The organism is Psychroserpens luteolus (assembly GCF_021032705.1).
Lineage (GTDB): Bacteria > Bacteroidota > Bacteroidia > Flavobacteriales > Flavobacteriaceae > Psychroserpens > Psychroserpens luteolus.
In genome coordinates this window covers 1136373-1150047 of sequence record NZ_JAHVXI010000001.1, presented here as the reverse complement: position 1 = coordinate 1150047, position 13675 = coordinate 1136373, and the positions used below count along the sequence as shown (strand labels likewise).

Sequence of the window (13675 nt, the reverse complement as noted above, 5' to 3'; positions counted from 1 at the left end):
CACTATTCAAATGAAACATATTATAACTTTATCACTAGTCGCTCTTGTATTGTTTTCCTGCGGAAATGAGAAAACACAGAGTGTAGAAGACATCATTGCCTCTAATGACCTAGAACAAATTCGTCAAAAGAAAACCGAACTCGATGCTCAACAACAAGCACTTGCCGAACAGTTGAAACAACTAAGTTCTAAGATTAAAGAATTAGATCCTCAAGAGAAAATTCCATTGATTACGACATTTCCTGCAAAAGAAAGCGTCTTTACACATTATGTAGAATTACAAGGAAATGTGGACACAAAGAAAAACTTAGTGATTTACCCAGAATACTCTGGTGTAATGACAAGTGTATTTGTAAAAGAAGGGCAAAAAGTTTCAAAAGGACAAACATTAGCCAAAATTGATGACGGCGGATTAAGTCAGCAAGTGGCACAATTGCAAATCCAAGCCGATTTAGCAAAAACCACATTCGAGCGACAAAAACGCCTATGGGATCAAAATATAGGAAGTGAAATTCAATTTTTACAAGCAAAGTCCAATTATGAAGCGCAACAAAAAGCGGTTAACCAATTACAGCAACAAGTGGCTAGAACAGTTGTTAAAGCTCCTTTTTCTGGTACTATTGATGATGTAATTACAGAACAAGGAAGTGTTGTTGCTCCTGGACAATCGCAATTGTTTAGAATAGTGAATTTGGATGAAATGTACATTGAAACTGATGTTCCTGAAAGCTACATTACCAACGTGACCGAAGGTAAAATGGTAGAAGTAGAATTTCCTGTTCTAGATACTACTATGGAAGCTAAGGTACGTCAAGCAGGAAGTTTTATCAATCCAGCTAACCGAACGTTTAAAGTAGAAGTTACGATTCCGAATACTAATAAAAATATTAAGCCAAACCTTACTGCAAAACTGAAAATTAACGATTACACAAATGAAAAAGCCATCCTTATTCCTTTGAGTATCATTTCAGAAAACGCCGAAGGCCAACAGTATGTATATACAATTACTAATAAATCTGACGATAAAGCTACGGCTAAACGTGCTTTTATTGAAACTGGAAAAACACAAGGCGATTACATTGAAGTTCTTTCTGGATTAACTAATAATGACGAAATCATACAAGAAGGTGCAAGAAGTGTAAAAAACGGTCAAGAAGTTAAGATTCTTATCCTCGAAACAAACGATTCTACTAACGACTAAACCTGAGATTGCAATGAGCAAAAAAGACAAAAAAAAGAAAAAAGTAGATAAGGAATTCGTACTATCCTCGTGGGCTATTAATAATAAAACCACGATGTATGTATTAATTACACTTATCCTAATCTTAGGCGCAAGTGCTTACTTTAGTATGCCTCGTGAAAACTTCCCAGAGATTAAAGAAACTAAAATCTACATCAGTTCTGTCTATCCTGGAAACACTGCTGAAGATATTGAAAAGTTAATCACAGATCCAATCGAAGATCAACTAAAAACTGTGAGTAATGTGGTTGAGATTACTTCAACATCACAAGAAGATTACTCTATTGTTATTGTCGAGTTTGATGAGAATATTTCTGTTGAAGCTGCTAAACAAAAAGTAAAGGACGAGGTAGATTCTGAAACAGCTAGTGAAGATTGGCCAACCTTTAATGGTGCAAAAGTAGAACCAAATGTATTTGATTTGAGTATGTCTGAGGAAATTCCAATCCTCAACATTAATATCTCTGGTGACTATCCTGTAGATGTACTTAAATCATTTGGAGAATATCTTGAAGATGAAATAGAAGGCTTACAAGAAATCAAACAAGTTGATATTAGAGGTGCTCAAGATAAAGAAGTAGAAGTCGCTGTAGATATTTACAAAATGATGGCTGCGCAAGTGAGCTTTAATGATATTATTCAAACGATTAGTAATGAGAACATGACTATGTCTGCTGGTAATTTAATTTCAAGCGGGCAACGTCGTACAATCAGAATTTTAGGTGAAATTGACAATCCAGAAGAATTGGAAAACTTTGTAGTCAAGAGTGAACGTAATAATCCTATTTACTTAAAAGATATCGCAAAGGTTACATTTAAAGATGAAGATAAAACCACCTATGCGAGAGAATTTGGAGATCCAGTTGTGATGCTCGACGTAAAAAAACGAGCAGGAAAAAATATGGTGGATGCTGCTGATAAAATTCAGGTTATGGTTGATGATGCCGTTGCCAATGTGTTTCCTCCAGATCTAAAAGTGAGCATTGCAAACGATCAATCTGAAAAAACAATCGGACAAGTAGATGACCTTGTAAACAACATCATTTTCGGTATTATTCTAGTAGTAACCGTTTTAATGTTTTTCTTAGGATTTAAAAACGCCTTGTTTGTCGGGTTTGCAATTCCAATGTCGATGTTCATGTCGTTAATGATTCTAAACCTTTTAGGATATACTATGAATACCATGATTCTATTCGGTTTAATTATGGGACTTGGTATGTTAGTTGACAACGGTATTGTGGTTGTTGAGAATGTCTATCGCTTGATGGAAAAAGAAGGCATGAGTCGTATTGAAGCCGCAAAAAAGGGTATTGGTGAAATTGCGTTTCCAATTATTATATCAACCCTAACAACAGTTGCTGCATTTGTGCCATTAGGGCTTTGGCCAGGTGTAATGGGGCAGTTTATGATTTATTTCCCTGTGACACTTTCTGTAGTTTTAGGATCATCATTGTTTGTTGCTATTTTCTTCAATTCGGTATTAGTATCTCGATACATGACCATAGAAGACAAAGAAATGCCGTTAAAACAAATTATTAAGGTTTCAGCTATTTTAGGAATCATAGGTTTAACAATTATATTCTTTGGTGGTGCCTATCGAGGATTAGGTACTGTTATGGTATTTACAGCAATCTTACTCTGGGCATATCGCTTATTTCTTAGAAAATGGGCTAATAATTTTCAGTCTAAAACATTGCCTAAATGGGAACGTTTTTATGAAAAAATACTTCGTGGTGCATTAGGAAAGAAGCGTCCAATTTTTATTACTGTAGGTACTGTAGTGTTATTATTTATAGCTTTTGCAAGTTTTGGCGGTTCTGTTTCTAGTCAACGTACAAAGGTTGAATTCTTCCCTGATAATACGCCAAACCAGATTATAGTTTACATTGAATACCCTGAAGGTACAGACATTAAAAAAACTAATGCCATTACTAAAGACATTGAACAGCGTGTATACAACATTATTAATGAAAGCACCTATGTTAATGATGGTTACAATTTCTTAACCGAAAGTGCTGTATCCCAAGTAGGTGAAGGCGCAGGAAATCCTCAAACCGATGGTGGTTCTGCTGCCGAAATGCCGCATCGTGGAAAGATCACAGCGACTATGCGCGAATATAAATTTAGAAAAGGTGCTGATAGTAATGAGCTCTTAAAAAAAGTGCAAGATGCCTTGGATGGTATTTATCCTGGTGTTGCAATTTCTGTTGAAAAAGATGCTGTTGGACCTCCAGCAGGTTATCCAATCAATATAGAGTTAGAAGGTAAAGATTATGAAGAACTCATTGCTACTGCCGAAAAAATGCGTGACTTCATTAATACTAAAAATATCCAAGGTATTGAAGAGTTAAAAATTGATGTCAATCGCTCAAAACCTTCTATGCAAGTTAATGTAGATCGTAAAAAAGCTGGTGAGTTAGGAATTACTTCAGGTCAAGTAGGGCAACAATTACGTAATGCAATTTTTGGAGCCAAAGCCGGAATTTATAAAGAAGGTGGAGATGATTATGATATCTATGTACGCTTTAATGAAGAAAACCGATACAATAAAAGTGCTATTTTCAATCAGAAAATTACGTTTAGAGATATGGCCTCTGGTCAAATAAAGGAGATTCCTGTGTCTGCCGTAGCGAGTCAAAGTAATTCTTCAGGGTTTAGTGCCATTAAGCATAAAGATGTGAAACGTGTTGTAACTGTTTACTCTGCATTAGCTGCAGGCTATACAGATGCTGGTGCTATCGTTACCGAAATTCAGAACGAAATGAAGTCTTTTAATGACAAACCCAATGATGTTAAAATTGATTACACAGGTCAAATAGAAGAACAAAACAAGCAAATGGCATTTTTGATGTCTGCATTTTTTATTGGTCTTGGTTTAATTTTCTTTCTACTTATATTTCAGTTTAACTCTGTATCAAAACCAGGAATCATTATGCTAGCTATTTTCTTGAGTCTTATTGGTGTATTTGGAGGTTTGATTATAACAGGCAAAGCCTTTGTTATTATGATGACCATGATGGGAATCATCTCACTTGCTGGTATTGTAGTTAATAATGGTGTAGTACTTCTGGATTACACACAATTACTGGTAGATAGAAAGAAACTTAAAAGAGATTTAGATGACGATGAGTATTTAGAAAAAGATGATTTATTAGATGCTATTGTTAAAGGAGGTAAAGCACGTTTACGTCCAGTATTACTTACAGCTATCACTACTATTTTAGGATTGATACCATTAGCTACTGGTTTAAATATTAATTTCTTTACACTGTTTAGTGAGTTTAACCCTAACATTTATGTAGGTGGTGACAACGTTATATTTTGGGGGCCACTAGCTTGGACTGTGATTTACGGATTGTTCATTGCAACGTTCTTAACCTTAATTGTTGTTCCTATCTTATTTTATTTAGTAACACGTTTAAAAATGTGGATGAAAGGTGTTAATACAAACACAGAAACAGAACTTGTAGAAACAGAAACGTTTAATATGGATAAAAGACTTGAAGGTCAAGTCTAACGATACACATTTGATTTTATATCAATGTGCGATAAACCTTTTAGGGAATTAGAAAAGGTTTTGATTAATAGCGAAAAAGCCTCAACATTTAGTTGAGGCTTTTGATTTAAACTACTCTATAATTACCTATTCATTTTCAGTAAATGGTGTAGGAAATGCGTCAATTATATTGTCTCCTGCTCTATCAAGAGGAACATATGTTTCATTTAGTCTATTTAATCGTCTAAGATCAATCCATCTGTGACCTTCAGCTAAAAGAGAATAACGTCGCTGTCTTAATACTTCTTCTAACAATTCTGTAGCATCAGTTGGATTGCCTGCATAATCTCCCAATCCTGCAGCATTTCTCACTCTATTTATTGCAGCTACAGTTTCTGGATTATTGGTTCCAATATTAGCTTCAGCGTACATCAAAATAAGCTCTTCATTTCTGATAAGATATACTGGATCTACATTGGTATCGTAAACGGCTATTTGATAATCTGCTGATAGGCCATCAAACATAGTTCCGCCTGGAAGTTGAAAAGATTTTTCGGTAACTCTAGTATCGCCAGCTTCGGCATCTGCAACCCAAGAGTCATGTATCATGAACTCTTGTCCAGATTGCCCTTGAACATGAAATTGAGCGTTAACGATATCATTACCTGTAAGTCCAAAAATATGTGCTGGACCATTAAATAAATCACCATTAATATCAAAAAAGGAATTTCCTAATAAAGATAACACCATAGTATTATTTCCTTGATATAATGCAACCCTAGCGGCAACCGCTCTATTAAACTGACTATAAGTTGTTGCTGTATTAAATCCAGCAAAACCAGAACTAATACTAAAATCGAAATTTCCAGACGCACTAGACAGATCGTCATTTGCTTCATTTAATAAAGCCATGATTCCGGTAAGTGCTTCAGTATAGCCTACAAAAGGTCCAAGGTTATCTGGATCTTCTACATCAAGTCGAATACCATTAGTATATTGTCGATTTGCTACCATTAATAGTGCATACGCTTTTAACGTTTTTGCGTAACCAAAATAACTATTCTTGACCTCATCGGTGAATCCAGCCGAGGAATTCTCAACTGCCTCAATTAGTATATTAGCAGATTTAACAACTTTATACCAAGCAGCAAATGCTCTCGTAGTTAAAAACCCATTATTATCTAAAGGTCCTTTTAAAAGCTCACCTGTATAACGAGGGTCAACACCAGTTAAATCATAATACTCTCTTCCGAGAATACTTACAGTATCATAATGAAAAGCTAAATCATTTCTCATTACTGCCTCAAGACCTGAGGCTAATAATTGAATATCTGCTTGACTAGCACCATTTGCAAAACTTCCTACAGAAGGCGCATTTGGATTTTGTATTTCATCTAATTGACATCCAGCAAAAGAAAAGGCCAGTGTAAAAAAGATCATTTTTATAATTCTATTTTTCATAATATTATTTTTTTAGAACGTGACATTTAAGTGAAAGTTTACAAACTTCGATGTTGGATAAGGTGTAACCTCAACGTTATTCCCTAAGACATTGTTTCCAAAATTTGAAACCTCTGGATCATAACTGTTATAATCAAAAATGTTAATTAAGTTTCTACCTGAAACGCCTACTCGAATTTGATTAGCATACTTTATTAAATCGCTAGGTAATGTGTAAAACACACCAACTTCTCTTAGTTTTAAATACCCAGCATCTTCAATTACTGGATCTGGATTAACAAAGGCCTGACTTGCACGATAATCTCCATTAGATAACTGACCACTCGGATCTAAACCTGTGTCGTTATAATCCCAAGTTGTCCCAGCTAAATCATATAATAGTGTTGTTAGGTTGATATTATCACCACCTTTTTTCCAGTGCCATAGGAATGTGAAATCAAACCTTTTATAATTGATTTCATTAAACCATGACATTTGGAAATCTGGTTCAGCATTTCCATAGACAAAGAAACCATCTCCTTCTGGGTCTCTAGCTGCAATTTCTTCAGGTGTAAATGCAGTGGCATCGAACGTACCAACAATTTGAGTTGCACTTTTCCCTTCTTGAATTAAAAATGTACCAAGAGAAGCGGCAAAACCTCCAGTTGTAAAAGAAGGAACATCTAAGCGCGTTACTTCAGATTTATTTTTCCACCATTTTATTCCTGCTTTCCATGAGAAATCATCTTTTTCCATGATATTGGCATTTAAACCAAGTTCAATACCTTTATTTTCCAACTCACCTCCGTTGACTACCTGATTTGTAAATCCTGTTGTGGTTGGCACTTGAGACTGGATTAAAAGATCATCAATCTTTTTATTGTAAAATGAAATCTCAAAATTTAAGCGACTATCTAATAATCCGAAATCAAGACCGTATTCTAATTCAGACTGTCGCTCTGGTCCTACATTAGGGTTTCCACGTAAGTTCCCTGGACTTAAACCAGACTGCCCTCCAATAAACTGAGGATTCATTGGCGTAAATCTGTCGTTGAAATTTGAAAATCGTCCAGCTTCTCCATAAGCTATTCTTGGTTTTAGATAACTAACTTCATCCAAACTCCAAAAATCAAACTTATGTATGTTTACTGCTAAATTAGCTTTAGGGTAATAATACATTTTATTGGCGTCTCCATTGTTTGTCGACTTATCACCTCTAAGACCTATAGTACCAATAATTTGATCATTATAGTTGATTTCTTCTTGAACAAAGAACCCTGTATCCTGTTGCGGTCTAATAATTTGTTGTGTTGACACATTGGTTGACTGACCTAAATTGGTTTGCGAACCATTTAAACCTGTAGCAATAGTGATTACGGTATTACGATCGAAGTCTTGATAGAAACTACCTAATTGTGTCGTAAAACTCAATCCGTTATCCAAATCAAAGTTATGAACCAAGAATGCAGATAAGTTATAATTTGTGTTGATCGTTGTTCCTGAAATCGAAACACCTCCTAAGGACGTCGGTGAAGCGAAATATGATAAGGATTTAGGGAAAATACTCGTCGTTCTTAAGGTATATTGATCGAAACCACCTTCAAGAACAAGTTTTAATCTGTGCTGATCCGTAGTTAATAATTTAATGTTTGATTTCGCACTTCCAATAAATCGATTTACTTCCTCTCTATTGGTTGTCAAAGCAACTGTCTCTAATACATTAGATCCTGCTCCACCTTGAGGATATACACCATTAACTGGAGATAAGTCTTCCCATGGATAAGTAAATGCTAATGCATAACCAACAGTTCTATTGGCATTACCATTATTGAAAAATCCTCTATCTGCTTTCGAATTGATATAATTTGACGTTACATAAATATCTAACCAATCATTAAATCGCTGTCCAACATTTAAACGAACAGAACTTTTAGTATAACCTGTGTTATCAACTAAACCAGGTTCATCTCTATGTGTTGCGCCTAAAAAATAATCGGTATCATCTTTTGCTCCAGATGTTGAAAATCTTGTTGTAGTAGACACTCTGGTATGATCAAATAATTCTGCTTCATAATCTCTAAGCACAGGATTGCTTGGTCCTCCAAGTGCCGTTATTTGTGCTTGAGTATAATCTCTTAAACCTAGAAGTTGTGTTGGGCTTCTCAAACCTACAACTTGTGAAAATTGAACGGTAGGTTTACCTTGCTTTCCTCGTTTTGTTTTAATAATAACAACTCCACCTGCAGCTCGAGATCCATAAATCGCAGCAGCCGAAGCTCCTTTTAAGATCTCAACACTTTCAATATCTTCTGGGTCAATATCTGCAATCCTGTTGGATGCATCATCTTGATTTGTTGATGGGTTACCACCTCCTGCAGCTTGACTTACAACATTGTTTCCTAAACCAATTGAAGAGTTATCTACATAAACACCATCTACAACAAATAGCGGTTGTTGATCACCAAAAATTGATGTCACACCTCTTAGTCTCATTGAAATACCACCTCCTGGAGCTCCAGAATTGGCTTTGATCTCTGCACCATTAAATTTACCGTATAATGCGCCATCTAAACCAGACTGAACAGTTACACCAGTAAGATCTGATGCAGAAATAGAAGCAACAGCATTGGCCGAGTTCGATCGTTTTGTGGAAGATGCTAAACCTGTAACAACAATTTCATTAAGTGCTGTAGCAGATTCTTTGAGTGTTATGTTTACCACTCCTGGCTCATTTACAACTTGTTCAACAGTTTCAAAACCTAATGAAGAAATCGTAAGCGTTACTGGAAAACTATCAACGTTGAGCGAAAAATTTCCATCGAAATCTGTCTGTGCTCCAGTATTAGTTCCCTTTATAATGACGTTAGCGCCAGCTAAAGGTAGATTTGTACTTCCATCCATTATCTTACCCGTAACGTTCTGACTGAAAGTCAGTAACGGAATAAAAAGAAATGAAAAAAGAAGCAACTTTAATGATAAAGTGTAGTTCATAATGTTAATTTTTTGAATTAGTCATGTTAAATATCTTAATAAAAACTTAATAATCTTATAGATATTGTTAAAAAAATGTAAAAAATATTTTGTTTAAAACGATTAAAAATTAATTTCTTTAAGCATAAATTGTAGAGAAACATGGAAATAAACATATTAACTTGTTAAATTTGCACTTCAATTTTTTACTATGTACAGAAGTCATAATTGTGGTGAATTAAGAGCATCACATATCAATACAGAAGTTACACTTGCAGGTTGGGTTCAAAAATCTCGCGACAAAGGATTTATCGTATGGGTAGACCTACGTGATCGCTATGGCATAACACAACTCGTGTTTGATGAAGAACGCACTTCTAAAGCTATAATGAAACAAGCCCAGGAACTTGGTCGTGAATTCGTTATTCAAGTTAAAGGTACTGTGATTGAACGTGCTTCTAAAAACCCTAATATCCCAACTGGAGATATTGAGATCTTAGTTTCAGAATTGAACATTTTAAATGAAGCTCAACTACCACCTTTTACCATTGAAGATGATACTGATGGTGGCGAAGAACTACGAATGAAATACCGCTATTTAGATATTCGTCGTAATCCAGTAAAAGATAGCCTCATCTTCAGACATAAAGTCACTCAAGAAGTAAGAAACTATTTATCTCAAGAAGGATTTATCGAAGTAGAAACACCATATTTGATCAAATCAACTCCTGAAGGTGCTCGTGATTTTGTAGTACCTTCTCGAATGAATCAAGGGCAATTCTACGCTTTACCACAATCGCCTCAAACATTCAAGCAGCTCTTAATGGTTGGCGGCATGGATAAATATTTTCAAATTGTAAAATGCTTTAGAGATGAAGACTTACGTGCCGATAGACAACCAGAATTCACACAAATTGATTGTGAAATGGCATTTATCGAACAAGAAGATATTTTAAATGCATTTGAAGGATTAACACGTCACCTTCTTAAAGAAGTTAATGGTGTTGACATCGAAAAATTTCCGCGATTACTTTATGATGACGCTATGCGACTTTACGGAAATGACAAGCCAGATATTCGATTTGGAATGGAATTTGGCGAACTTAATGCGGTAGCACAGCATAAAGATTTTAATGTGTTTAATTCTGCCGAATTAGTTGTTGGAATTGCTGTTCCTGGCGGAAATAGTTACACTAGAAAAGAGATAGACAAATTAATTGATTGGGTGAAACGCCCACAAGTTGGCGCCTTAGGGATGGTCTACTGCAGATGTAATGATGACGGAAGTTACAAATCGTCTGTGGATAAATTTTATGATCAAGACGATTTAGCAAAATGGGCTGAAGTTACTGGTGCTAAACCTGGAGATCTTATTTGTGTGCTTTCAGGAAATACCAATAAAGTGAGAGCTCAATTAAGTGCATTGCGTATGGAATTAGCAGAACGTTTAGGCTTACGTAAGCCAGACGAGTTTGCTCCACTATGGGTTATGGATTTCCCGCTTCTGGAATGGGATGAAGACACAGAGCGTTACCATGCAATGCATCATCCATTTACTTCACCTAAGATTGGCCAAATAGAATTACTAAAAACCGATCCAGGAGCTGTTAAGGCAAATGCCTATGATTTAGTTTTAAATGGAAACGAAATTGGTGGTGGATCTATTCGTATTCATGATAAAGAAACGCAAGCCTTAATGTTTGATTACTTAGGATTTACACCCGAAGAAGCTAAAGCGCAATTTGGATTCTTAATGGACGCTTTTCAATATGGAGCGCCTCCTCATGGCGGACTCGCATTTGGTTTAGATCGACTAGTAGCCATACTTGGCGGACAAGAAACCATTAGAGATTTTATCGCATTCCCCAAAAACAATAATGGTCGAGACGTCATGATTGACGCGCCAGCGCCAATTGATGATGAGCAATTAACAGAACTAAGTTTAAAACTCAACTTAAAATCATAAATTAAAAATCCTGCTTCATGCAGGATTTTTTAGTAGATTTAATCTATGCCAACCCAAAACGTTATAAAACGCTTGCTCATTTTGCGATACAAATACATTTCGCAAAAAAACTTTGTGTTTCTATTAGCTATTCTTATTGGTTTATTATCTGGATTGGTCTCTGTGACCATAAAAAACATCACATATGGTATTGAATGGCTTCTAGAAAAAAGCATCATTGTTTCGCAAAATAGTATTTATTTCATCTTACCAGTTATAGGTCTTTGGTTGGTGTATTTATTTGCTAAATATGTCTCCAAGCGACCTGTCGAACACGCCATTCCAAGTATATTATTTTCACTATCCAAAAAAAATGGCTTACTCAAACGAAGCAAAATATATTTACCACTAATCACTGCACCACTAACTGCTGGTTTTGGTGGTTCGGTTGGATTATTAGGGCCTGCAATTGCATCGGCTTCGGCAGTAAGCTCAAACATTGGACAATTATTTCATGTCGATAGAAAAACCAGAACATTGCTTATAGGTTGTGCCGCTGCAGGTGCTATCGCATCTATTTTTCAATCGCCTATCGCAGCTATAATTTTTGCCGTTGAAGTTTTTAGCCTCGACCTGACCTTTGCTTCATTATTACCATTATTGATTGCTTCGGTATCGTCTGTACTCACCTCATATTTTTTCCTCGGAAATGGTGTCTTATTTAATTATAATGTAGCTACTACATTTGCATTAAGAGACACTTTATTCTTTATTATTTTAGGCATTGGAACTGGTATTGCGTCCATCTATTTCTCTAAAATTTATTTTGCCGTTTATAAATTTTTTGAACGGTTTAAAACGAATGGACAAAAACTGATAGTCGGTGGTTTAGCCATTGGTGTCATGCTCTATTTTATCCCTCCACTATATGGTGAAGGTTTCGGATTTATTAATGATTTGCTCGATGGTAATCATTTACATGCCTTAGGTAAAACTCCCTTTGATGACTATTTAGATAATATTTGGGTGGTTATTGCCTTACTTATTGGTATTACTATTTTTAAGGCTGTTGCCATGACCACGACTTTTGCCGCAGGAGGAGCTGGTGGAATTATCATCCCAACTATGGTTATGGGAAGTGCATTAGGTAATGTTGTTGCCAAAATTATTAATAATATAGGTTTCGGATTTCAAGTTTCAGAATCAAATTTCACACTAATCGGTATGGCAGGATTAATTGCTGGTGTGCTCCATGCACCTTTAACTGCTATATTCCTAATTGCAGAAATTACAGGTGGTTATCAATTGTTTGTTCCTTTAATGATTACCGTTTCTATGTCATTTATTATTACTAAAAATGCGGTTGATCATACCATCTATACTAAAGAGCTTGCCGAAAAAGGAGCATTGCTTACACATAATAAAGATCAGTCGGTATTAACGCTCATGAAACTCGATAGTGTTATTGAGCAAGACTTCACTGTTTTAAATCCAGAAATGTCCCTTGGTGAAATGCTACACCAAGGTGTGGCTAAGTCGAGTCGAAATCTGTTTCCTGTAGTTGACGACAATCAATATTTGGTTGGTGTTATTTTACTTGATGACATTAGAACGGTTATGTTTGATCAATCACTTTATGAGACGACTTCGGTAGAAACTTTTATGCATAATCCGCCAGATTATATTTATTATGAAAGTGACTCCATGAAAGATGTAATGCGTAAATTTCAAGATAGTAGCGCATGGAATCTTCCTGTAATTAAAGGTGGTAGTTATTATGGGTTTGTATCAAAATCTAAATTGTTAACGGCTTACCGACGAGAATTAATTAATTTTACATCGTAAATCAGATATTGATATTTAACAAAAAACAGCCTTATGAAATATCTCATTCTTATTGCGTTTTTAGCTTCAATTGGTAGCATATGTTGTGGTTACTTCTTAGACCTTCCCTATTCACAAAAGCTTATAGGGTTTGGTGTGATAGGTCTTTTTATTGTGGTGTTTCCTCTTTTTGGATATTATCGCTGGAAAGATAAAGACATAAAAGATTATATGTTAACGCAAGAGAACTTAGATAAGATGCGTGAAAATCAGAAAAATAAAACCTATTGAAAATCAATATTTTAAAAAATTACAATTAATTAACCTTTTGCATTATTTTATAGCTTACATTTGTAGCTTAATTAATATATTTTTTTTACAATGACTGGAACAGTTAAATTTTTTAATGATTCAAAAGGATTTGGATTCATTACCAACGAAGAAACAGGAAAAGACATTTTCGTACACGTATCAAACCTTAACGGTGTTGAAATTCGTGAAGGCGATAATGTAGAGTACACTGAAGAAGAAGGAAGAAAAGGAATGGTTGCGGCTAACGTACAAGTTCTTTAAGAAGATATACTTTATATTACAGTTTCAACGTCTAACGAAAGTTAGACGTTTTTTTTGTGCGTTACCCAACGTCGTTCGGTCAGGCTCTCGGCAGTCGCTCTCTTCGAGGAGCTCCAACAAAACCTCCATCCTTAACGCGAGAGATACTGAAACATCTTCCTATAGGCAGACAGGAGTTCAGCATGAC

Annotated in this window: 8 protein-coding genes; 6 read left to right on the top strand and 2 right to left on the bottom strand. The window is 35.4% G+C overall.

What is annotated here, in order from left to right:
• The first annotated feature begins 10 nt into the window (after positions 1 to 10).
• Entirely contained in the window at positions 11 to 1201 is a 1191-nt protein-coding gene (locus KWG70_RS05130; RefSeq protein WP_230934906.1) for an efflux RND transporter periplasmic adaptor subunit, read from the top strand.
• Positions 1202 to 1214: 13 nt separating this feature from the next.
• Positions 1215 to 4757, top strand: coding sequence for an efflux RND transporter permease subunit (locus KWG70_RS05125; protein ID WP_230934905.1), 3543 nt, complete (start codon positions 1215 to 1217; stop codon positions 4755 to 4757).
• 126 nt (positions 4758 to 4883) lie between these two features.
• Here KWG70_RS05125 and KWG70_RS05120 read toward each other — a convergent pair whose 3' ends face one another.
• The gene (locus tag KWG70_RS05120) at positions 4884 to 6197 is read right to left on the bottom strand and encodes a RagB/SusD family nutrient uptake outer membrane protein (protein ID WP_230934904.1); all 1314 of its coding nucleotides are present in this window, start codon (positions 6195 to 6197) and stop codon (positions 4884 to 4886) included.
• 12 nt (positions 6198 to 6209) lie between these two features.
• Positions 6210 to 9167, bottom strand: a complete 2958-nt coding sequence (locus KWG70_RS05115; protein ID WP_230934903.1) for a SusC/RagA family TonB-linked outer membrane protein — start codon at positions 9165 to 9167, stop codon at positions 6210 to 6212.
• A 190-nt stretch (positions 9168 to 9357) separates the two neighbouring features.
• On the opposite strand from KWG70_RS05115, the gene aspS reads away from it, so the two are divergent.
• From aspS to KWG70_RS05095, 4 genes are all read left to right on the top strand, one after another.
• Positions 9358 to 11112, top strand: a complete 1755-nt coding sequence (gene aspS / locus KWG70_RS05110) for an aspartate--tRNA ligase (RefSeq protein ID WP_230934902.1) — start codon at positions 9358 to 9360, stop codon at positions 11110 to 11112.
• A 45-nt stretch (positions 11113 to 11157) separates the two neighbouring features.
• On the top strand, positions 11158 to 12936 hold the full coding sequence (locus KWG70_RS05105) for a chloride channel protein (protein WP_230934901.1): 1779 nt from the start codon (positions 11158 to 11160) through the stop codon (positions 12934 to 12936).
• 33 nt (positions 12937 to 12969) lie between these two features.
• Positions 12970 to 13206: a hypothetical protein gene (locus KWG70_RS05100; RefSeq protein WP_230934900.1), complete on the top strand. Its 237-nt coding sequence runs from the start codon at positions 12970 to 12972 to the stop codon at positions 13204 to 13206.
• Positions 13207 to 13296: 90 nt separating this feature from the next.
• Positions 13297 to 13488 carry a cold-shock protein gene (locus tag KWG70_RS05095; protein WP_230934899.1) on the top strand — a complete coding sequence of 64 codons (192 nt, stop codon included), beginning with the start codon at positions 13297 to 13299 and terminating at the stop codon, positions 13486 to 13488.
• Positions 13489 to 13675 lie beyond the last annotated feature (187 nt).

What these genes read in the sequence shown, in the direction of transcription:
- KWG70_RS05130 (WP_230934906.1), top strand. Translation starts at nt 11, where the DNA reads ATGAAACATATTATAACTTTATCACTAGTCGCTCTTGTATTGTTTTCC.
- KWG70_RS05125 (WP_230934905.1), top strand. Translation starts at nt 1,215, where the DNA reads ATGAGCAAAAAAGACAAAAAAAAGAAAAAAGTAGATAAGGAATTCGTA.
- KWG70_RS05120 (WP_230934904.1), bottom strand. Translation starts at nt 6,197, where the DNA reads ATGAAAAATAGAATTATAAAAATGATCTTTTTTACACTGGCCTTTTCT.
- KWG70_RS05115 (WP_230934903.1), bottom strand. Translation starts at nt 9,167, where the DNA reads ATGAACTACACTTTATCATTAAAGTTGCTTCTTTTTTCATTTCTTTTT.
- aspS (WP_230934902.1), top strand. Translation starts at nt 9,358, where the DNA reads ATGTACAGAAGTCATAATTGTGGTGAATTAAGAGCATCACATATCAAT.
- KWG70_RS05105 (WP_230934901.1), top strand. Translation starts at nt 11,158, where the DNA reads ATGCCAACCCAAAACGTTATAAAACGCTTGCTCATTTTGCGATACAAA.
- KWG70_RS05100 (WP_230934900.1), top strand. Translation starts at nt 12,970, where the DNA reads ATGAAATATCTCATTCTTATTGCGTTTTTAGCTTCAATTGGTAGCATA.
- KWG70_RS05095 (WP_230934899.1), top strand. Translation starts at nt 13,297, where the DNA reads ATGACTGGAACAGTTAAATTTTTTAATGATTCAAAAGGATTTGGATTC.